We start from the raw sequence: 21,360 nt of genomic DNA on the forward strand, positions 1-21,360 counted from the left end.
CAATGCCTGCCGGTTGCCTTGCTGTTTTCCGCAGCGCTCGCCGTACTTGCGTCCTCCAGCCTTGCCGTTGTCGTGTTGATCCTGTCGCTGGCGGCAAGCGGTGGCATGGAATCGAGCCTGGTGATCGTGCTTGTGCTGGGTGCCAATCTTGGCGGCGCGGTGCCCCCGGTTCTGGCCACGATGAAGGCCACGCCTGCGGCGCGGCGTGTAACGCTCGGCAATCTTATCATTCGGGCGATCGGCTGTGCCGCTGCCATGCCGCTTGCTGGCTACGGTGCGCAGCTCCTCGATCTTCCCTATTTCTCGCATCAGCAACTGGCCGTCGATGCGCATCTGATCTTCAATATTGCAGTAGCGCTGATCGCCTGGCCTCTGTCGCCTTACGTTCTCAGGCTGACGACGGGAATCCTGCCGGAGCGAAAATCGGCGGATGCCCAGCGAAGTTTCCTCGATGGTCATGACCTCGACGAGCCGGTCGCTGCCCTTGCCGGAGCCAGCCGGGAAGTTCTGCTGGTGGGTGACCTGATCGAGCGCATGTTACATCAGGCATCCGAGGCAATGCGCCGCAATGATCTGTCGCAGCTGAGCGAGATCAGCGCACTGGAAGGTCGCGTCGATCGTATCCAGCATGAAATCAAGGTCTTCGTTTCCAGGGTCGGACAGGGGCAACTGAGCGACCAGGACTATCGGCGATCAATGGATATCGTTGAATATGCAATCAATCTCGAGCATATCGGCGACATCATCGAGAAAGGCATCCGCCCCGAGATCGCCAAGAAGGTCAGCCTCGGGCTGAAGTTTTCCGAGGACGGCCATGAAGAACTTGCACGTCTCTTCACCATCACGCTGGACAACCTGCGCATGGCCCAGACGGTCTTTTCCACCAAGAATTCCGACCTTGCCCGTCGGCTGGTCGAGGTGAAGGAAGAAGTGCGGCGGCTGGAGAAGCAATCATCGGCCCGGCATCTCCAGCGCCTGCGCGATGGCCTCACCGACAGCATTCAGACGAGTTCTCTGCATCTCGACATGCTGCGCGACCTGAAGAGGATCAACGCGCATATCGTCTCTGTGGCGCTGCCGATCCTTGACGAAAGCGGCCTTCTCAACGAAAGCCGCATCCGCCAAGTGGGCTAACGGGCTGTGGTCCGCTCCACCATGCTGACCGGTACGACCTGCAAGCGGGTTTCCGGTTCGTCGCTATCGAGCGCGATCAGCACCTTCTCCGTCAGCGCCTCGAACGATTGGGCAATCGTGGTCAACTGGTAGCTTTTCCAGCCGGCCTGGGGAATGTCATCGAAGCCGACGACCGAAAGATCCTGTGGCACGCGGCGCTTCATTTCCAGCCTCGCCGCGTCGAGAAAGCCGAGCGCCAGAAGATCGGTGACGCAGAAGGCGCCATCGATATCCTTGTCCTTCAACAGATGGCAGCCGGCCTGGTATCCGCTTTCATAGCTCGTCGTTCCATTGGACCAGGCGACGACCTCTATGCCTTCTGTGTTCATGCGCTTGGTGAACGCATTGGCGCGACGGAGCTGTGCCGGCGTCTGGCTGCCGCTGGTCACGACGGCAACCTTCTTGCATTTTGCCGCCCGCAACCTGAGAGCGGCGAGGTCGGCGCCGTGAGAATCGTCGCTGAGGACGACATTGGTATCGGTGCGATCCACGCTCTGGTTGATCAGGATCAGACGCACGCCATTGGCAATGCATTCGTCGACGATCGAGGCGGGGGGTTCACCGGACAGGACGACGATCGCCTGGGCACGGAATTCGAACAAAAGCTCGATCAACGGCGCGATATCCTTGCGGGCATCGGCGGCATTAAGCAGAAGGCATTGGGACCCGCGCCGCAGCAGACCGAGGCTCAGCACATCGAGCTGCTTGGCAATGAAAGGCGAACTCAGATTGGCGCCGACCACGCCGATCAGGTTGGAACGGTCATTGTTCAATCCCTGCGCCAGCCGATTGACGCGGTAACCCAGCTCTTGTGCTGCCTTCAGCACCTTTTTGCGCACCGCCTTCGAAACACTGCCGCCGGCGGTGAAAGTCCGGGATACGGCCGAGCGTGACACGCCCGCACGCTTTGCGACTTCTTCCGCGGTAACAAACCCTCGGGCCATCAACTCCCCCTTATAATTCGTGTCCCATCACAGGCCACAAAGCTTGGATTTTTCCAATCCCCAAAATGTCGAAACAGGGTCGGGGCCGGTTAAAAATTCTGCAGCCGTTCGGTGAGCACCGTGCGCGCCGCGCTGCTTGTCACCCGGTGGTTCTCGCGTGCGCGACGGCATTTTCGTACGGTCTGAGAACCGGTTGACCGCGCGTGCACAAAAATCGTAAATCACGGCAAGAATAACATATGAAAATCATATGCTTATAATAATGACCACGTGTGCACTTTTGTGATTGACAAAATGGACGTCACGATTGATCATCCATGTCATAGCCGGGTGAGATAGGGGTCTGATCCCGTTGAATTCGGTATTCACAGACGTCCTGACCGGGCGTTTTTGACGAGGCTGACGGGTCGGGAGTCCCGTCGGGAGGATTGAAGACATTGCTGGTGTCTGATGGCGCTCAAGTCCGCTTTGCTGCGGCCTGGGCAAACGGCATTCGTGCGCCCTCAATCGAGCGGCGTCCGGCGTGGCAATGAATGGCCCGGGGAGGAATGATGGCTCTTCTAAGTGAAACTACAAATGCCGACACGCCGGCGCGTGGCGCCTCAAGCGCGCCATCTGCGTGGCAGACCTGGCGATACCGGCTGAAAATCGCGCTTCGTGAGCCGACGACATTGATCGGCGTCCTGACGGCTGTGCTGTTCACCTATCTGATCGTGGTACCGATCATCTCGATCGTTCTGGATTCGGTCAGGGTTCAGTTCGGCCACGAGCGTCGTCTGGGCAAGGACGTCGGCGATCTCACGGTCTACTATCTTGACCGGGCCTTCTTCTCGCCTGTTGCGACGGATCTGTTCTGGCGACCGCTGCTCAACACCCTCACTGTCGCGCTCGGCGCGATTTCGTTGTCCTTGGTGATCGGCACCGTCCTGGCCTGGCTGATCAGCCGAACCGACATGTTCGGCCGCCGCTGGTTCGCGACCGCGCTGATCGTGCCCTATATGCTGCCGGCCTGGACGTTTGCGCTCGCCTGGACAACGCTGTTCAAGAACCGCACCGTCGGTGGCCAGCCCGGCTGGTTCGAGGCCATCGGCCTGACGCCGCCGGATTGGGTCGCCTATGGGCGTTTCCCGATAACGATCATCCTGGCTTTGCACTACACGCCCTTTGTCATCCTGCTCTTCGGTTCTGCCTTGCGCCGTTTCGATTCCCAGCTGGAGGATTCGGCCCGCATTCTAGGTGCGCGCCGGTATCAGGTTGCCATCCAGATCATCATGCCGTTGATGCGGCCGGCGCTTCTGTCGTCCATGGTGCTGATCTTCGCGAAATGCCTGGGTGAATTCGGCGTTCCCTATGTTCTCGGCTTGCCGGTGAAGTTTGAGGTGCTTTCGACCTCGCTGTTCCGCAGCATCGCTTCGCGGCAGACGGGTGTTGCAGGCGTGGTGGCGGCCTCGATCATGCTGATCGGTATCATCACCCTGATGATCGATGCGCGATTGGTTCGCGAAGCCCGCCGATTCGTCACGATCGGGTCCAAGGGTTCGATGAACCGTCAAAACCGTCTCGGCAAGTTACGCCTGCCGGCAACCGGCTTTGCCGCTGCAGTCTTCATCGTCAGCGTCGCTATGCCACTGCTTACCCTCGTTCTTTCGACAGTCATGAAGGTGCCGGCGCGGTTCACGCTCGACAATTTCACCCTCGACTACTGGATCGGAACCGACCTGCACACGGTTGCCCTGCAGACGGGTATCCTGCTTAGTCCTGACCTCTGGGCTGCGGCCAAGAACACGATGATGATTGTCGGTCTTGCGTCGCTGGTCTCGGGTGTACTCGGCCTGCTGGTCGGCTATGTGGTCATCCGCACGCCGGTCCGCAGCCTGTCGATCTATCTCCGTCAAGTGACGTTCCTGCCATATCTCGTGCCGGGCATCGCCTTCGCAGCCGCTTATCTCTCGCTGTTTGCGGTCCCGCGCGGCCCCATGCCCGCACTCTACGGCACGGTGACGATCCTGATATTGGCGCTGATCGCCGACCAGATGCCCTATGCGTCGCGGGCCGGTATTTCCGCCATGACGCAGCTTGGCAAGGATCCGGAGGAGGCGGCCCAGATCGCTGGCGCCGGCTGGTTCCGTCGGATGATCTACATCGTGATCCCAATCCAGAAGGGCTCCCTGGTCACCGGCGTGCTGCTGCCGTTCATTTCGGGCATCAAAGGCCTCAGCCTTTTCGTGATCCTGGCGGTGCCGAGCACTGATGTCCTGACGACCTTTTCCCTACGACTGGTCGACTACCATTACACCCAGGCTGCCAATGCCGTGGTGCTGATCATCGCCGCCATTGCCTATTTCGGCACGCTGTTGGCCCAGAAGCTGACACGCACAAATCTTGCAGAAGGACTTGGAAGCTGATGCCTACGATCAACCTACGTGGTGCTCAAAAGAACTATGGCGTGAATGCTGCCAACGCGGTCGCCGATCTCGATCTGGAAATTCGCGATGGCGAGTTCATGTGCCTGCTTGGCCCCTCAGGCTGCGGTAAGACCACAACGTTGCGCATGATCGCCGGTCTGGAGAACCTGTCCGGCGGCGAGATCCAGGTGGGCGAGCGAGTCGTTGATTCGGTGCAGCAGGGCATCTTCGTGCCGCCCGAAAAGCGGGAGATGGGTCTGGTGTTCCAGAGTTACGCGCTCTGGCCTCACCTGACCATCGAGCGCAACACCGATTTTGGTCTGCGGTTGCGTAATCTGCCCAAGGCGGAGCGCGAGGCACGGGTCGAGCGTGTCATGCAGGCACTCGATATCTCCAAGTATCGCGACCGCTATCCCTCGCAGCTGTCAGGCGGCCAGCAGCAGCGGGTGGCGCTTGCCCGCATGCTGGCGGTCAATCCGGGTGTGCTTCTGCTCGACGAACCATTGTCTAATCTGGATGCGCGGCTGCGTCTGGAAATGCGTGCCGAGCTCAAGCGTCTGCACAACGAGTTCAAGACGACGATCGTCTTCGTCACGCACGACCAGTGGGAGGCCATGACACTGGCGACGACAATTGCGGTGATGAACGAAGGCACGTTGCAGCAGATGGGTACGCCAAACGATATCTATGATCGCCCGGCCAACCGCTTCGTCGCGGAATTCGTCGGTAGCCCGCCGATCAACATCCTGACCTTTGGCAAGCCGGGCATTTCCGACATTGCCGACAAGGCCGAAACCTATTTCTCGAAGAACTACCCGAAACTGCGCGGTATCGGCTCGATCGGCCTGCGCCCGGAAGCCATGGGTTACGTTGCTAAGCAAAAGTCCGTGCCCGAAGACAGTTTCAGCGCCGAGATGACGGTTACCGGGGTGTTGCCGACCGGTGGAAGCTGGATCCTCGAACTGAGGAGCAAGAACCATACGCTATTCCTTACAACGCATGCATTGCCACGTATCGACAGTGGTGAGCGGGTCTTCGTCCATGCGCCGCCGGAAGCCATGCATGTCTTTGACGGGCAGGGTCGGCGGGTCAGCGAGGCGGACACGGTCCTGAGGAAGAATACCTACAACTAAAATCGACGAGTTCTGGACGCTTACTGAAGGAGGAGCAGTATGACGCGTGAAATGAAGGGTTGCATGGGCCGACTTTTGATGACGGCCGCGGTTCTGACGACGCTTGGAGGCGCGGTGAAGGCGCAGGAGCCATTCAATCTCGATGCACTGGTCGAGGCCGCCAAGAAGGAAAAGCCGATCACTGTCTATGACAGCACCGGCAAGATCGTCGAAATGGCGCAGAACTTCGCCAAGAAATACGGACTTTCCGCCGAGGGGTCGAAGGTCAAGGCGACCGCACAGCTCGAGATGATCATCCGTGAGGCGCGCGCCAACAACATCCAGGGTGACGTATCGATCATCAGCGATGCACCGGCTGCGATGGCCCAGCTCATCCCGCAGGGTTTCGCTGAAAGCTGGCTACCGCCGGATCTCGCCGACAAGATCCCGGCTGAATATCAGGCACCGCTGACGGTGGTGAACAGCGCCAATGTCTGGGCCTACAATACCGAGCTTTTCGAAAAGTGCCCGGTCAGCAACATCTGGGAACTGACCGAGCCGAAGTGGAAGGGCAAGGTCGCCATGCAGGACCCGCTCGGTAAGGCCTCCTATGTCGACTGGTTCAACCAGATGGCCAAGCACGGCGATGACAAGGTCGCCGCCGCCTACAAGGACCTCTACGGCAAGGATCTTGAGACCGGCGAGCAAAGTGCCACCGCGGCCTGGATCAAGGCGTTGGCGGCCAATGCGCCGCTCCTGACCGATGCCGATGCGGCGGCGGCGGAAGCCGTGGGTGCGCCAGGCCAGTCGGAGCCCTTCATGGGTCTGATCAGCTCGGCTAAGTTTCGCGACAACGCTGACAAGGGCATGAAGCTTGGCCTCTGCAAGGAGCTGAAGCCCTGGCTTGGCTGGCTCTATCCCGGCGTCGGGCTGATCACCAAGGGTACAGACAGTCCGAACGCGGCCAGGCTCTTCATCCACTACGTCATGACGGAAGAAGGCATCGCGCCGCAGGCGGCGGACGGGAAGATGTCTACCAACAGCGACGTCAAACTGCCGGCCAATGAGCCTTCCGGCATTGGCTCGGCCCTTGATCAGGTCCTGCCCTACAGCATGGCGACCGCCCTTGAAGACTGGGACGCGCGCGAAGACTGGCAGGATTTCTGGCGGATGAACTATCAAAAATGAAAAAGCAATCGGGAGCAAACACCATGACCAAAACCAAGCGGACGAAAACGGGCCGGCCTATTACAGCTGCTTGCGCTCTTGCTCTTGCCGTCTCAGCGGGCTTCGCGGGCTGTGTCCATGCCGAGGAGGCCTTCAATCTGGATGCCTTGATCGAGGCTGCAAGGAAGGAGCCGCCGATCACGGTTTATGCCGTCACCGGCAAGATCGTCGATACAGCTCAGGCTTTCGCGGACAAGTACGGCGTAAAGGCCAGCGGCAAGAAGGTGAACGAGGCCGCTCAGATCGAGCTGATGATCCGCGAATATCAGGCTGACAACATCGTCGGTGATGTCAGCGTCGCGACCGACGTCGCCTCCGCCATGGGCGAACTCATCCCCCAAGGCATTGTTACCAGTTGGACGCCACCGGATCTCACAGGGGATATAGGCGAAAAACTTCGCGATCCGCTCGTTGTGGTCTCCGACCCGCATGTCTGGACCTACAACACCGAGAAATACGACAAGTGCCCGGTTACCAACATCTGGCAGCTGGCGGAGCCGCAGTGGAAGGGCAAGCTTGCCATGCTCGACCTGTTCGACAAGCCGCTCTATGCCGACTGGTTCAATCAGATCGAGACCCACCACGATGCTGAGGTGGCAAAGGCATATGAGGTGCTCTACGGCAAGCCGCTCGATATCAGCACTCAGACGGCGACCGCTGCGTGGGTCAAGGCATTTGCGGAAAATGCGCCTTTGCTGTCGGATTCCTCGACAGTTGCCGAAGCCGCCGGCGCGCCGGGGCAAGCCGATCCATTCTTCGTCATCACCTCGACGGCGAAATACCGCGATAACGAATCCAAGGGCCTGAAGCTCGGCCTCTGCTCGGGTGTACAGCCCTTCACCGGCTTTCTGTATCCGGGTTTTGGGCTCATCGCGGCGAAGACCAAGAGCCCGAATGCGGCGAAACTCTTCGTTCGCTACCTGATGACGGAGGAGGGCATCGGACCGCAGACAGCGGATGGCAAGATTTCGGGCAATTCCAAGATCGGGCTTCCTGCAGATGAACCGTCGGGCGTCGCCAAACATCTCGATGAACTGATGGCATTCGATGCCACGACCGCTGCCGAGGACCTCGATAAGCGTGAGAGCTGGCAGGATTTCTGGCGGGTCAACTACAAGAAGTGAAGTCAGGGGCAGGTGGAGGCCTGCCCCATTTTTTCCTTGGGAGGGGAAGTCATGAATAACGGAAAACATCTACTCACAGCATTGATGGCTGCCGGCTTGCTGGCCAGCGCATCGGCCGGTGCCTTGCGCGCCGAAGAGGCTTTCGATCTCGACGCCCTGGTTGCGGCGGCAAAGGCGGAAAAACCGATCAACATCTATGACAGCACCGGAAAGATCGTCGAGATGGCCGAAAACTTCAGTGCGAAATACGGGCTGAAGGCAACGGGCATGAAGGTCTCGGCCAACAGCCAGCTCGAAATGATCATTCGCGAAAGCCAGTCGAGCAATGTGCAGGGCGATGTTGTCCTGATCACCGACGCACCGGCTGCCTTGGCCCAGCTTTTGCCGGAGGGCTTCGTCGAAAACTATCTGCCCGCCGACATGGCTGCGAAAATTCCAGCCGAGCTCCAGGATCCACTGGCGATTTCGACCAACGCCAATGTCTGGGCCTACAATACTGAGGCCTACGACAAATGCCCCGTCAGCAATATCTGGGAGCTGACCGAGCCCAAATGGAAAGGCAAGGTTGCGCTTGTCGACCCATTGACCAAGGGCAGCTACACGGACTGGTTTAACCAGCTGGAAACACATGGCAACGACCAGGTCGCGGCCGCTTACAAAGCGCATTTCGGCAAGGATATCGAGACGACGGAGAAAAGTGCCGCTGCTGCCTGGATCAAGGCACTGGCGCAAAATGCGCCGCTTGCCACGGATGGCGACGATCCGATTTCCGAAGCCGTGGGCGTGGCAGGGCAGAAGGAGCCCTTCTTCGGCCTGCTGAGCTCGGCCAAGTTCCGCGACAATGAGGACAAGGGATACAAGCTCGGTATCTGTGCCGATCTCAAGCCTTGGGTCGGCTGGACCTATATCAAGCTCGGCTTGATCGCGTCGAAGACGCAGAGCCCCAACGCGGCAAAGCTGTTCGTCCATTACATCCTGACTGAAGAGGGGATCGCGCCGCAGATGAAGGACGGCAAGGTTCCGACCAATACGGATATCAAGATGCCGGAGAACGAGCCGTCGGGGCTTGCCAAGATTTCCGACCGACTTTTTGGCTACAGCTCGGCGACTGGCCTTGACGACTTCGATCGGCGTGAAGAGTGGCAAGACTTCTGGCGCGTCAACTATTCCAAATAAAACGCACCGGCGCGGTTTCGGTCGCGCCGGTCGCTTCATCGCTGTGAGGTAAGGAATTCCATGTCGACCGAAAAGTCCCCCGCCAGTTCGCAAGCCGTTTTTGAGCCTGCGCATGCCCGATCCCGGCGATTGATGGATCTGGCACAATCTGCGGCTCTCGCCGTTCGCGAACCACTGCTGGATGCCTTTCGCTCGGCCATGGTGGTGGATTACAAAGTGGACCTACATGATATCGTAACGGTTCATGACAAGCATGCTGAGGCTACGATCCGTGCTTTCATTCTCGAGCATGAACCCAGGTCGGCAATCATGGGTGAGGAGGGGGGGCAGATTGGCGCCGGCGATATCCAATGGTATGTCGATCCAATCGACGGAACGGCTAATTTCGCCAGGGGACTGGCATTCTGGTGCGTCTCGATTGCCGCCGTGATCAACGAAGAGGTCGTTGCAGGCGCCATTTATGATCCGGTCGCAGACCTGATGTTTTCTGCGGATCTGGATGCGGCCTATCTCAACGGCAAGGTTATACGCTCTCACGCAGTCGCAGATGAAGCCCAGGCCACCCTGATTACCGGCTATCCGGTCTCTCGCGACTTTCGTCTCGATGGGAGAGAGGTGGCACTTGCCAATATGGGGACACTGGTCGAGACCTTCTCGACGTTGCGACGCCCGGGCAGTGCCGCGCTCAGCATTGCCCATGTGGCGGCGGGCTGGGCCGATGCTGCAGCGGGTTTCGGTGTCAATGCCTGGGACGTGGCGGCGGCAATACTGATCCTCAAGAAGGCCGGAGGCCGCTACGAGCCATTGACCCTTGGCAAGGTCGCTCCTGGCTCCCTGGACTATCTCTGCCCCGGATATATTGCGACTGGCGAGGGAGCAAATTATCCGCGGCTCGACCATGTCGCGCGCTCGATCTCCGAGACCCGCATCGCAAAGGCAGCCGAAAGAAGGGTTCGCGATCTATGACTGGATCTGGTTCAGAACGGTTAGCTCCGGCCGAAAAAAATATGCAGGAATTGCAAACGAATAGTCCGCAGGCGCCGGAAGATTGCCAACTGCCCAAGCTCAGTCTCATCTATAAGCGTCACCCCACCTATGGGGTGGATCTCTATATTTCCGGGAAGGAGGGGGCGGCCGACCTCGAGTTGCTTCACAGTAACGGCATCACGACTGTCATCAATTGCGCCGTCAATCTCGACTTTAACTATGTGCGTCAGCCACAGGTCGTGTCCGATCATCAGGGCAGTGTCTATGGCCCGGGCGAGATCCGCTACTATAAGATTGGCCTGATCGACGGCGCGGGCAATCCCGAAACGCAGATGGTGGCCGCGCACTATATCCTGCGGGCTGCACTTGAGCAGGTCCTGCCGGACAAGCCGTCCTATCCGAGGCGCGAGCGGGGCAATGTTCTCATCAACTGTCGTGGCGGCCGCTCACGCTCCGTTGCGGTGGTGGCACTTTTCTTACACCTGACATTGCCGGACGAGTTCGCAACGCTTGACGCCGCTATTGCCCACGTCCGAAAGCACCGCGAGTTGCCGGAAAACGAGTGGTTCAAAGCGCCAAAACCGGTTCTTGCAGATGCTGCGCGCCGCGCTGCCGACTGGATCTGTATGGTTGACTCCGTTGCTCGCCCAAGCTGATTGGCTCGGTAAACGATGGTGTCATTTTCATGTTAATCCGCCGATCACAATAACAGGGCAATCCCTGAAAATGGGAAAAGCCAGTGCGCTGATTGCCCACTGGCTTTTTTCGTAAATTTTGGAAGTTATCGGGCGCTGGAAAGGTAGGTGACCTCTTCGTCGTCGCGCTGACGACCACCCAAGGCCGCTGCGGCCGAGGCGATGAATGCGCCGACCAGAAGCGACAGTGCTCCGTTGCTTGGCTGGTCCAGTGACGCCGAGGCAGATGCACGCCAATCGCAGAAATATGCGTTAAAAATGACGCACGTTGATGCAGACGCGTTGTGATGCGCTATAATGAATGTTAACGATTGTTGACGCGTAATGATGCGTTTTAGTCAACTCCATGCAAGAGATCGAACATGCCAGTCATCACCGTAGCAAACCCAAAGGGCGGGGCAGGGAAGTCGACAGCAACGCTGGTGCTTGCCACCTCCCTGGCGCAGCAGGGCGCAAGCGTCGTCATCCTTGATTGCGACCCAAACAGAGCGATCGAGGGCTGGAGGGCGGGGGACTCCAAGAACCCGGTCATTGTGGATGGCGGGATCAACGAAAGCTCGATCACGAGCAAGCTCGACGAATACCGCAAGAAGTTTCAGTTCGTCTTTGTCGATCTGGAAGGAACCGCCAGCCGGCTGATGTCACGCGCCCTTGCCCGGGCGCAGCTCGTGGTCATTCCCATCCAGGCCAGCCCGCCAGACGCGGAACTCGCCGCGCGCGCAATCCATCTCATTCAGGAGGAAGAGCAGGCGTTCGAAAAGACGATTCCATATCGAATCCTTTTTACGCGGACGTCGCCCGCGATTGCGACGAAGCTGGAACGTCAAATCACCTCCCAGCTGTCTGCCAGCGACGTGCCAATGTTTCACAATCATCTGAACGAGCGCTCTGCGTATAAGGCTATGTTCTTCTATCAGCGTGATCTGAATGAGCTTGACCCCGGCGACGTCAATGGTTTGCCGGCAGCTCGGGATAACGCGTTCCGGCTAGCCGAGGAATTGGTCAATCTTGTCATCGACGCGAGGGCAGCGGCATGAGTGGAAAGAACCTGGGCTTTGGCGGCAAGCTCGCCAACATCACCCCTGACAGTGAGGATCCGGCCAAGATTTCAGATGCGAAGATTGATGAGGTCGGTGAGCGGCATGGATTTGTAGCCAGAGAGCCAGTCCAGAAGCTGACACGCCGCAAGCCATCGGAGCCATCCGCAAACCTCAACATTCGGCCGCCGGTCACCACTTTCAACCGGTTCCTGGTCTTCTGCGAGCAAAACCGTATGTCCTATCCCGAAGCTCTCAAGGAGCTGATGGATCGCGCGGGTGTGTAGTGTCGTCAACTCAATCCTAAAGTAATGACAGTGCGTCAATATTGACGCACATTAACGCGGATGCGATAAAGAGCTACATTGTACTGCACGTATGGTGAACGATATTTGTCCCGTGGTGCGATCCAGTTGTCGAGGAATTTGAGGGGTCTACTATGCCCATGATTTTCCATTTCGCCGTGATCCGGTCAGGAAGCGAAAAGGTGTTTGCACGCAATTGATTGCAACGAATTTGGTGGATGAACGCGAAACGGAAAAATGGGGCAAAGTCTACTGATATTCGACAGTCAGTACTTTTACATTAGCGACATCGACCTAAACACGCTCTCCGGCAGATCTAGTTGTGATGTGCCGCCGGCATCACCGACCGTTTTGCTCGAATGAGTTAGCGTAGAGCGTCTCGATCTGCTCGACCTCGGTATCGTCTAGAGCGGCAAACTCCTTTGTGCGCGCCCTCTGTGAGAGGCGACCGCTATTCTGGTTGAGAAACTTGTGCAGCAATTCGGCTTGGGCCATGGGCATGTCGATGATCTCCTGAAGCCCGGCGGCGAAGAGATCAAAAGCTTGCAGGAAGCGAACTTCTTGCGGCAGGTCGTGATTCACAGTCTGCTCGACGCATTCGTAGAGAAAGGCCGCATGTGCCGTGGCATCGAAGTATCGGTAGAATGGCGCGGTGTCGTTCAGGACCTCAACGTTGCCAGCAGCCGTCGGACGCCATTCGATGCACGGCAGGAGGGGCGCCGACCACGATTCCAGGACGGCTCTGTAACGTTCGATGTTCCGCAGAATGACTGCGCTGACGGGGAAAACGAGACCTGGTGGGCTGTAGGATGCGGCGGCAAGCGCGTGGTGGATTAACCAGCGGTGTAGGCGGCCATTCCCATCCACATACGGGTGGATGTAAACAAACCCAAATGCCAGGCAGGCTGCGGCTACCACCGGGTCCATCGTTCCGCGCGTCGCGCGCTCGGAAAACGCAATCAGTCCGCCGACCAGGCTATCAAGATCCTCGTGTCGGGCGCTGACGTGATCGGGAATAGGCATGTTGGTGTCGCGGTCATGGACGCCTACGAACCCACCCTCATCACGAAGACCGAGGCGCACGAAGCGGGCATCCCCGATGACGATCCGTTGAAGACGGTCGAGCTCTTCGAGACTGAGCGGTCGGACACCCGCCTGCGATATGGCCTGGCCCCAACGCGTCGCTCTTTGCCCGGACGGTCGTTCCCCTTCTATGGCAAACGAGGATTTTGAGTCGTTGAGCAGGATAAATGCAGCAGCGCGCGCGACCACGTCCGGACGAACGCGTCCCATCGCCTCGCGCGCCCGCGCCCCAAGTGCCTGTTGCGAGAACGCGGCGAGATCTGCTGTTTTCCGCACTAGCGGGCAAAATGCAGGTGTGCCGGGAAGGTTATTCAATACCTTGTGTCGAGGTGACGGATCACCTTCGGTGAGACCATATTGCTGGTCCCGGTCGATGACCGGCACCATTCTCACTTTGCCAGGATCGGGAAGGTTGAGCTGTCGGCCTGTCAGCCATTCGTACAGGAACCAGAGGCGGCGGGCAAAGGCACCGGTCGGGGTCAGGCGTATGATGGCCTCGATCTCTCCAGGGCCAACGGTTTTGAAGAGAGCGGACAAGACCTGAAGGTCAATGCCTTCGTATCTGAAAGCGAAAACCAGATGTGAGCCAAGTGCCGGTTCCGGGCGATAGCGCGGCGTTTGCATCAGCCACGCCTCTGTTGAGGCCGGGTGGTGCCGCTCCGCAATCGCGGCCATTCGGGATGGTGCGGGCAAGATCAGGTCGAAGGCCGCGATGATAGCAGCATAACCCGCCGGTTCGCCGCGCTCAGGCAAGGGGCGCCCGTGAAAGTCATTCACACTCTGCGTAGGCCATTCACCCATCTGTTGTCCCGCGAAACTGGATCACTTGGCCTAGACCCCTTCGTGAGAATCCATCACCGTCAGCGAAAACCTATCACCTATTATAAATTTTGTGAATTATATTCACTGAGCCAGGCGAAGTGCTCCATGAGAGGGCTTCGTGACGATCTTTTCCGTCTTGTGTCTTTTCGCTGCCATTTCAATGTCCCTCTCCGGCTCATGAGCTGTCAGGCTCTCAGAGTGTTGGCTGTCGCGGGAGTTTAGCCCATTTCTCCATATCTCTGTGATCCGGTCAGGCACCGAAAGGTGGTTACAGAGGTGATGCGTCAACGTTGACGCGCGTGAAATACCGAGACAGTCCTGGGATCACCAGTCTACGCACGCAGCAAGTTTGGGCCGCAAACAATTCGCTCACACGCAGTTCAGCCACCCTGATCACCAGCAATCTTCCGTTTGATGAATGGACGGAACCCACGGGCTCCGAGCGTCTGACTGGTGCGCTGCTCGATCGCATCACCCACCATGTCAACATTCTCGAGATGAACGGCGACAGCTATCGTCTCGCCCAAAGCCGCGCCCGAAAGGCTGGCTGAAACACTTCAGAAAATCGACGCGCACGCATGAGCCCCCGCTCGGGCTACGCCCTCCCGAACGTCTCATGCGTGCGCCACAAGTGGCCTGATTTTGCTCCGCCGCCTGGCCGGTTTCTACTCCGCCGTTGACATCGGTGGTGAGGCCAAGTCGATCGAGGTCAAGACCAGGCAATTCCGATCAAGCCCAGCGCAGGACATCACCCGTTGGCCAGTGAACATGACAACGAAGGGCGAGGCCGACTTCTTCATCGAACTGGATCTCAGAACTCTCGCGCCAACGTTCTATGTGCTGACCAACACCCAGGCGCGCTCCACGTTTCGAGACTACATCGGCGGTGGGAATTACTATCCACCCGAAGTCAGGCGCATAATCACGCCGAACGACTTCTCGGCGCTCACAGCATACCGAGACGACGCATCTCCGCCTGCCAGTGTCCTCTGAGCTTCCGGATCGTCGCCATATGATCTCCAACTGATGTTGAATTTCACTCGTAGGACGCCCTTGGAGGGATGCCAAGGGTGATCCCGGCACATTCCAGGCCATTCGGAAAACGAAGTTCATCCTAACATAACCAATAATGACGACAATGCGTTCGACAGTGCTGGAGTAACTGAACGATGAAAAACATAGCCGTTTCGGGTGAGCACCTCGTTGCCCCTCAGGGGGACGAAGACATTTCACTCGATACCAGCGTTCTTCTCGAAGCGGCCTCCCGCTTGCGTGTAGCAGATCCGAACATCGCAGGGCGTGCGTTGTGGCTCGAGGCTATGGTGAATCACGTTCCGGATTTCATGTATGCAAAAGATCGCGATGGTCGATTTCTCTATGCAAATCGAGCCATTATCGAAGGCAACGATCTATCAAGCGTAGATGATATTATTGGACTGACAGACTTTGATCTTCATGGAGAAGCCGCCACCGATGCGCGCATATCCGAGATAGAACAGCGCGTCATGGAAACAGGCGAGCCAGATCTGGGATACGAGGAGCGCGCCATGCGCGGGGGCGGCGACCGTTGGCTGATGATGTCACGGGTGCCTCTTAGAGATAGCAGCGGCGCAATCATCGGCATTGTCGGGTCTTCGCGCGACATCTCGGCTCACAAGGCCTCAGAACGCCTGATGCGAGCGCAAAACCGCGTACTTGAAATGATTGTTGGCTCGGTCGCTGTTCCAGAGTTTATGGACACGTTGGCTGAACTGATTGAAGAACTTGCCGAAGGCATCAGATGCGTAGCGGTCCTCTTTCCCCCGGACAATGACATTCAGACCTTCACGGCCCAAAGCGCGCCCAATCTACGACTGCCGCTTTTCGAAGCTCTATCTTCGTCGTCTTCAAGGCCAAACCGTGAGGCGATGGCTAGACTTGCTTTTGAGAATAATGGCTTTTTATGCTTTGAAATTCCTTCGGCAAACGGAACCAATCATGGCTTGATTGGCATATCGTCGACGAACAACAATCTCAGCCGAAGTCTCAGCGAGTTTTTGGCGGGAGCCAGCCGTATGGCCGGAATCGCAATAGACCGGAGGCAGGCAGAAGAACAAATACGCTTTCTCGTCATTCACGATGCGCTAACAGGCCTGGAGAACCGCATCTCCCTCGAAGCAAGGCTTCCAGGAGTTCTCAAGTCTGCTGAACTTTTGTCACAAAAGGTGACCGTTGGCTTTCTCGATCTGGATAATTTTAAACAGATCAATGACACTTTCGGTCACGCCGTTGGCGATGAACTCCTGAAGGAAGTAGCAGGAAGGCTTTCCCGCCTCACCACAGGGCATGACATTGTTGCTCGAATCGGCGGCGATGAGTTTGTTCTTGTCTTGCACGAACACAATCAAAGCTTTGATGATCGACTTCAGCGCATCAGAGCGACAGTTGCGCAACCTTTGACAATACAGGGTATGGATTTCAAGGTCAGTTGTAGCATTGGCGCTGCCTACTACCCCTCGCACGGTCTAATTGCGTCCGACCTTTTCAAGGCCGCCGATCTTGCGATGTATAAAGCCAAGGAGAATGGTCGAAACGCAGTTGAAACATTTTCGGAGGAACTCCTCGATAGCGCACGGCGGAAATTTCTTCGCGCCGAAGAACTGCGCAAGGCGATTCAAAACGATGAGTTTGTTCTTCATTTTCAGCCACAAATAGAACTGACAACTGGTCTTGTGTCAGGCGTTGAAGCGCTCGTCAGATGGAAACATCCATTGGAAGGCATATTGCCTCCATCCGAGTTCATCTGTCTCGCGGAAGAAACGGGCGTCATCGTCGAGCTGGGAGAAGCAGTCCTCAGGAAAGCCTGTCACCAAGCTAAAAAATGGAACATGAATGGCCGACGGCGCGTCCCGGTGAGCGTCAACATGTCGCCAAAGCAGTTTCAAAATGCTGGTGTGATTGATCATGTGAAAGCTGCGCTCAGCGAAAGCTGTCTGGACCCGTCACTCCTCGAAATCGAGATTACCGAAAGCTCAATCATGCGTGATATCGGTTCGGCCGCGGGCATAATGAAAGATCTGACCGATATGGGAGTCAATTTCGCAATTGACGATTTCGGAACAGGTTACTCGTGCTTGAATATGCTGAAAAAGCTCCCGTTCTCACGTCTTAAAATCGATAGATCGTTTATTACGAACACGCCAGACGACGAACAAGACTGTGCAATTGTCACGGCCACCTTGAACCTGGCGCGAGGCCTCAAGCTTCAAGTAGTGGCGGAGGGCGTAGAGACCATCGAGCAGGCGCGGTTCCTACATCAAGCGGGATGCGAACACGGGCAGGGCTATTTCTACAGCCGTCCCGTCTGCGATCTGACAATTGATGCGCTTTTGGACAACCAGTATTAGTTCAGCTCTAGCCTGATCGTTGCAACCGGAAGTATATGGAATGCACCCGATTTCGCAATCGCGTTGTGCGCTACCGGTTGCAGCACCGATGCGATCGACCTGAGCCTCAACCTCTCGCAGTCACTTCTCAGTTTCCAATTTTGTGTCGGCGGACTTGCAATGAGGCTTCATACCGCGCAGACGCACCTCAGCTTGCCGCCAGCTCACCTATAGCGCCGGCCCAAAATGGTCTCAACTGGGTTGTTTGGAAGTTCGGATTGAGATGCCACACGGTTTCGCCGGCAAGATGGTCCCGCCGATCGTTGAAGAAGGCGATCCATTCCTGGGCATGCCGACTGGTCTCATCCGGCGGCCAGTAGCCTGGCAAGCTGTATCCCCGCCTCCCGGCTTTCACCGTCTGGACGCCCAGAGCTTGCATCGAGGGAAGACCACTGCGCTGCAGCCAATTGCGCCATTGCTCGACCTGGTCCGCCTTCGTTTCGGCGACGAAGACGAGCGGGACGGCTCGCCGCGTCTCGACGCGCGGCGGGGCGTCCTCGCGCGCGTTAGGTTTATTTATTATTTCTTTCTCTAAGTTTGGTGGACATATTTGTCCCCCTTCGCTGGACAGATCTGACCGCCTTCCCGGACGATTTTGACCGCCTTTGTCTGGATAAAGGGTGACAATTTTGTCCGTCTTTTCGCGGGCCTGCGATGCGCGTAAAGTCGATGACGCTGAGGGACGATATTCCGTGTTGTGCCCGACGCCATTTCCGCGCTCGACCTCGAACCATCCGCTTACCTCAAGTTCCCGGACGGCGCGCTGAATGGTCTTGACGCTCTTGCCGGTCGCGTCGGCAATCGTTTGATAGGACGGCCACGCCTTCTCGGTGTGGCCGTTCAAATGCGTTGTGACGATGTAGATTGCCACGGATCGCGCATTGTCGGTTAGATCCTTGTCGCAGCTCAACTGTTGAAGCCATTGAAGCTTTACATCCCGAAATGGTCTCGTGCCGCTCATGCGTACCTCCCGTCACCTGCAAGGTGATGGGCGTTCGCCTGCTGGCACGCGGGCCGAGCCTTGCCAACCGCTCCTTGGCCAGTTACGGAGAAGGGATCGCGGATCTCATGGAATAGGTTTGACGTTTCTGAGCTAAGTCCTTGAAATGCAATCAGACGTTTGACGCTGCTTTCGAGGTAAACTACCAAATTCTCGACAACAAAGCTGGATTGAAAAGCCGCCGCTCGAAAGGGTTGCCGGCTTTTTACCTGTCGAAAATGAGGTACGTACATCTTTTTTTGATTTACGTACCTCATCTCCTGCGTTAGGACAGGCGCCGGAGGAATTCATGAAGCCAACCGTTCATGACATCGCGGTCCATGCCGGGGTCAGTCTTGCGACCGTCGACCGGGTCTTGAACCGGCGGCCGGGCGTGAGCGCGCGCACCCGCGACAAGGTCGACCAGGCGGTATCGTCGCTCGGTTTCGTGCGCGACGTGGCGGCGGCCAATCTGGCCAAGGGGCGGACCTATCCGCTGACCTTCATCATTCCCTGCAACGACAATTCCTTCATGCGCGGCCTCAGGCTTGCTCTGGATGAGGCGACGGGCCATGCGGCCGTGGAGCGGATTGCGATCCGGCTCATCGATGTGCCCGCCTTCGACGCGACGGCACTGGCCGATGCGCTCGATGCCGCGCTTGTCGGCGCTCCAGCCGGCATTGCCTTTGTCGCCGTCGACGCGCCGGAGGTGGCGGCGGCGGCCAACCGTGTTGCAGCGGCCGGTGTGCCTCTGGTGACGCTGGTCTCGGACCTGTCGGGATCCAGCCGCGACCACTATGCCGGGATCGACAATGCTGCCGCGGGCCGCACGGCCGCCAGCCTGCTCGGGCGGTTTCTCGGTGGCCGCGATGGCGCAGTTGCCGTGCTGGCAGGCTCAATGCTGGTCCGCGACCATCGCGAGCGCTGTGAGGCGTTCGAAACGCTGATGGCGGCAGATTTTCCCCGTTTCGATATCCTGCCGGTGCTCGAGGGTCGCGACGACCCGGCGACGGTGGAAACGCTGGTCAGCCGGCTATTGGTCGAGCGGGACGATATCATCGGTCTCTACAGTCTGGGTGCGGGCAATCGCGGCCTGGTGCGGGCGCTGGAAAAGATGGCGCCCTTAAACAGGCCGGCGGTGATCGCGCATGAACTGACGGAAACGACGCGCAGCGCGCTCGATGCCGGCCTGGTCGATGCGGTGCTCAATCAGGATGCCGGCCACGAGGTGCGCAGTGCCATCCGGGTGCTGAAAGCCAAGGCCGACGGCTTGCCGGTGGTTGCTGCGCAGGAGCGTATTCGGCTCGACATATTCTTGAAGGACAATCTGCCCTGATGGGCACAAGCACATTGCGTTTCGAGCGACTTGGCGTTGGGCGCCCGGCTCGGAGCGATTGAAAGGGAGAAAATCATGTATCTCGGTTTGGACCTCGGCACGTCGGGCATCAAGGCGATGCTGATCGATGACAGCCAAAGGGTGATCGGTGTCGGTCAGGCGGCGCTGACCGTTCAGCGGCCACATTCCGGCTGGTCCGAGCAGGCGCCGGGCGACTGGATCCGCGCCACGGAAGAGGCGGTCGGCGCGCTCAAGGTCTCGCATGCGAAGGAACTGGCGGCCGTCAGGGGCATCGGCCTGTCCGGCCATATGCATGGCGCGACGCTGATCGACGCCAAGGACCGGGTGCTGCGCCCGTGCATCCTGTGGAACGACACGCGCAGCCATGAAGAAGCGGCAGCACTCGACGCCGATCCGCGTTTTCGTGCGTTGACCGGCAATATCGTGTTTCCCGGCTTTACTGCGCCAAAGCTCGCCTGGGTGGCCAAGCACGAGCCGGACACCTTTGCCAAGGTCGCCAAGGTGCTGCTGCCCAAGGATTTCCTCCGGCTGTGGCTGACGGGTGAATATCTCTCCGACATGTCGGATTCGGCCGGAACCGCCTGGCTCGACACCGGCAAGCGTGCGTGGTCGCCGGAGCTTCTCGCGGCAACAGGCCTGACCATCGAGCAGATGCCGGGCCTTGTCGAGGGCACGGAGCGCGCCGGTACACTGCGCGGCGAACTGGCGGCGAAATGGGGCATCGGTTCCGATGTCGTGGTGGCCGGCGGGGCAGGGGACAATGCGGCCTCTGCCTGCGGCATGGGCACGGTCGCCGAAGGGCATGCCTTCGTGTCGCTCGGCACGTCCGGCGTTCTCTTTGCCGCCAATGGTTCCTACCTGCCGAAGCCGGAAAGCGCCGTGCATGCCTTTTGCCATGCGCTGCCCAACACCTGGCACCAGATGGGCGTCATCCTTTCGGCGACCGATGCACTGAACTGGCATTCCGGCGTCACCGGCAAATCGGCAGGCGAGTTGACCGCTGAACTGGGCGACGACCTCAAGGCGCCGACCGGCGTGACGTTCCTGCCCTATCTGTCGGGCGAGCGCACGCCGCACAACGATGCAAAGATCCGCGGCGCCTTTATCGGGCTTGGCCATGATTCCAGCCGCGCGGTGCTGACCCAGGCGGTTGTCGAGGGCGTGACCTTTGCCATCCGCGACAGCCTCGAGGCACTGAAATCCGCAGGCACCAAGATCGATCGCGTCACCGCCATCGGCGGCGGCTCGCGTTCGCGCTACTGGCTGGCATCGATCGCAACGGCGCTCGGCATGCCGGTCGACGTGCCGGCTGACGGTGATTTCGGTGCGGCCTTCGGCGCGGCTCGGCTCGGCCTGATTGCCGCGACCGGCGCCGACCCGCTGTCGGTCTGCACGGCGCCTGAGACGGCCGAGACGATCACGCCGGTCTCGGCGTTGTCGGGCGCCTACGAGGAGGCCTACCGCCGCTATCGCTCGGTCTATCCGGCGATCAAGGGGCTTTGAAAATTT

At 58.5% G+C, this 21,360-nt stretch carries 17 protein-coding genes and 1 pseudogene; 15 read left to right on the forward strand and 3 right to left on the reverse strand.

Annotation, left to right across the window (positions count from 1 at the left end; translation table 11 throughout):
• A partial coding sequence (locus PDO_RS24030; RefSeq protein WP_007607925.1) for a Na/Pi cotransporter family protein occupies positions 1 to 1,134 on the forward strand: 1,134 nt, incomplete at its 5' end.
• Here the strand turns inward: PDO_RS24030 and PDO_RS24035 are convergent.
• Positions 1,131 to 2,117 carry a LacI family DNA-binding transcriptional regulator gene (locus tag PDO_RS24035; protein ID WP_007607926.1) on the reverse strand — a complete coding sequence of 329 codons (987 nt, stop codon included), beginning with the start codon at positions 2,115 to 2,117 and terminating at the stop codon, positions 1,131 to 1,133. The genes PDO_RS24030 and PDO_RS24035 overlap by 4 nt on opposite strands.
• A 551-nt stretch (positions 2,118 to 2,668) precedes the next feature.
• Between PDO_RS24035 and PDO_RS24040 the strand changes: the two genes are divergently transcribed.
• From PDO_RS24040 to PDO_RS24080, 9 genes are all read left to right on the forward strand, one after another.
• On the forward strand, positions 2,669 to 4,522 hold the full coding sequence (locus tag PDO_RS24040; RefSeq protein WP_007607927.1) for an ABC transporter permease: 1,854 nt from the start codon (positions 2,669 to 2,671) through the stop codon (positions 4,520 to 4,522).
• Positions 4,522 to 5,655: an ABC transporter ATP-binding protein gene (locus tag PDO_RS24045; protein ID WP_007607929.1), complete on the forward strand. Its 1,134-nt coding sequence runs from the start codon at positions 4,522 to 4,524 to the stop codon at positions 5,653 to 5,655. Before PDO_RS24040 ends, PDO_RS24045 begins: the two co-directional genes overlap by 1 nt.
• Positions 5,656 to 5,694: 39 nt before the next feature.
• Positions 5,695 to 6,822 carry an ABC transporter substrate-binding protein gene (locus tag PDO_RS24050; protein WP_007607930.1) on the forward strand — a complete coding sequence of 376 codons (1,128 nt, stop codon included), beginning with the start codon at positions 5,695 to 5,697 and terminating at the stop codon, positions 6,820 to 6,822.
• Between the two features lie 23 nt (positions 6,823 to 6,845).
• A complete protein-coding gene (locus PDO_RS24055; protein WP_007607936.1) occupies positions 6,846 to 7,985 on the forward strand; it encodes an ABC transporter substrate-binding protein in 1,140 nt (379 codons plus the stop codon).
• 84 nt (positions 7,986 to 8,069) lie between these two features.
• Entirely contained in the window at positions 8,070 to 9,161 is a 1,092-nt protein-coding gene (locus PDO_RS24060; protein WP_244426521.1) for an ABC transporter substrate-binding protein, read from the forward strand.
• A gap of 60 nt (positions 9,162 to 9,221) precedes the next feature.
• Positions 9,222 to 10,127, forward strand: coding sequence for an inositol monophosphatase family protein (locus tag PDO_RS24065; protein WP_007607940.1), 906 nt, complete (start codon positions 9,222 to 9,224; stop codon positions 10,125 to 10,127).
• A 41-nt stretch (positions 10,128 to 10,168) separates the two neighbouring features.
• Positions 10,169 to 10,804, forward strand: coding sequence for a dual specificity protein phosphatase family protein (locus PDO_RS24070; RefSeq protein ID WP_037075318.1), 636 nt, complete (start codon positions 10,169 to 10,171; stop codon positions 10,802 to 10,804).
• Positions 10,805 to 11,205: 401 nt separating this feature from the next.
• Positions 11,206 to 11,880, forward strand: coding sequence for a ParA family protein (locus PDO_RS24075; RefSeq protein WP_007607944.1), 675 nt, complete (start codon positions 11,206 to 11,208; stop codon positions 11,878 to 11,880).
• Positions 11,877 to 12,167 carry a hypothetical protein gene (locus tag PDO_RS24080; protein ID WP_007607945.1) on the forward strand — a complete coding sequence of 97 codons (291 nt, stop codon included), beginning with the start codon at positions 11,877 to 11,879 and terminating at the stop codon, positions 12,165 to 12,167. The genes PDO_RS24075 and PDO_RS24080 overlap by 4 nt, the downstream gene beginning before the upstream one ends.
• A gap of 357 nt (positions 12,168 to 12,524) precedes the next feature.
• Here PDO_RS24080 and PDO_RS24085 read toward each other — a convergent pair whose 3' ends face one another.
• Positions 12,525 to 14,069 (reverse strand): Fic family protein, encoded by a 1,545-nt coding sequence (locus PDO_RS24085; RefSeq protein WP_007607949.1) that lies wholly within the window; start codon positions 14,067 to 14,069, stop codon positions 12,525 to 12,527.
• Positions 14,070 to 14,473: 404 nt separating this feature from the next.
• Between PDO_RS24085 and PDO_RS24090 the strand changes: the two are divergent.
• From PDO_RS24090 to PDO_RS24100, 3 genes and pseudogenes are all read left to right on the forward strand, one after another.
• Positions 14,474 to 14,641 (forward strand): annotated as a pseudogene (locus PDO_RS24090) (ATP-binding protein); the annotation flags it as partial.
• 91 nt (positions 14,642 to 14,732) lie between these two features.
• Positions 14,733 to 15,083, forward strand: coding sequence for a hypothetical protein (locus PDO_RS24095; protein ID WP_007607951.1), 351 nt, complete (start codon positions 14,733 to 14,735; stop codon positions 15,081 to 15,083).
• A gap of 176 nt (positions 15,084 to 15,259) precedes the next feature.
• On the forward strand, positions 15,260 to 17,476 hold the full coding sequence (locus PDO_RS24100; RefSeq protein ID WP_007607952.1) for a putative bifunctional diguanylate cyclase/phosphodiesterase: 2,217 nt from the start codon (positions 15,260 to 15,262) through the stop codon (positions 17,474 to 17,476).
• A 187-nt stretch (positions 17,477 to 17,663) separates the two neighbouring features.
• On the opposite strand, the gene PDO_RS24105 is transcribed toward PDO_RS24100, so the two are convergent.
• A complete protein-coding gene (locus PDO_RS24105; RefSeq protein WP_007607954.1) occupies positions 17,664 to 18,476 on the reverse strand; it encodes a helix-turn-helix domain-containing protein in 813 nt (270 codons plus the stop codon).
• A gap of 328 nt (positions 18,477 to 18,804) precedes the next feature.
• Between PDO_RS24105 and PDO_RS24110 the strand changes: the two genes are divergently transcribed.
• Positions 18,805 to 19,830, forward strand: a complete 1,026-nt coding sequence (locus PDO_RS24110; protein ID WP_007607956.1) for a LacI family DNA-binding transcriptional regulator — start codon at positions 18,805 to 18,807, stop codon at positions 19,828 to 19,830.
• Between the two features lie 75 nt (positions 19,831 to 19,905).
• Positions 19,906 to 21,354: a xylulokinase gene (gene xylB, locus PDO_RS24115; RefSeq protein WP_007607958.1), complete on the forward strand. Its 1,449-nt coding sequence runs from the start codon at positions 19,906 to 19,908 to the stop codon at positions 21,352 to 21,354.
• Positions 21,355 to 21,360: the final 6 nt, after the last annotated feature.

This window comes from Rhizobium sp. PDO1-076 (genome assembly GCF_000247475.1).
In the GTDB taxonomy this organism is placed as follows: domain Bacteria; phylum Pseudomonadota; class Alphaproteobacteria; order Rhizobiales; family Rhizobiaceae; genus Allorhizobium.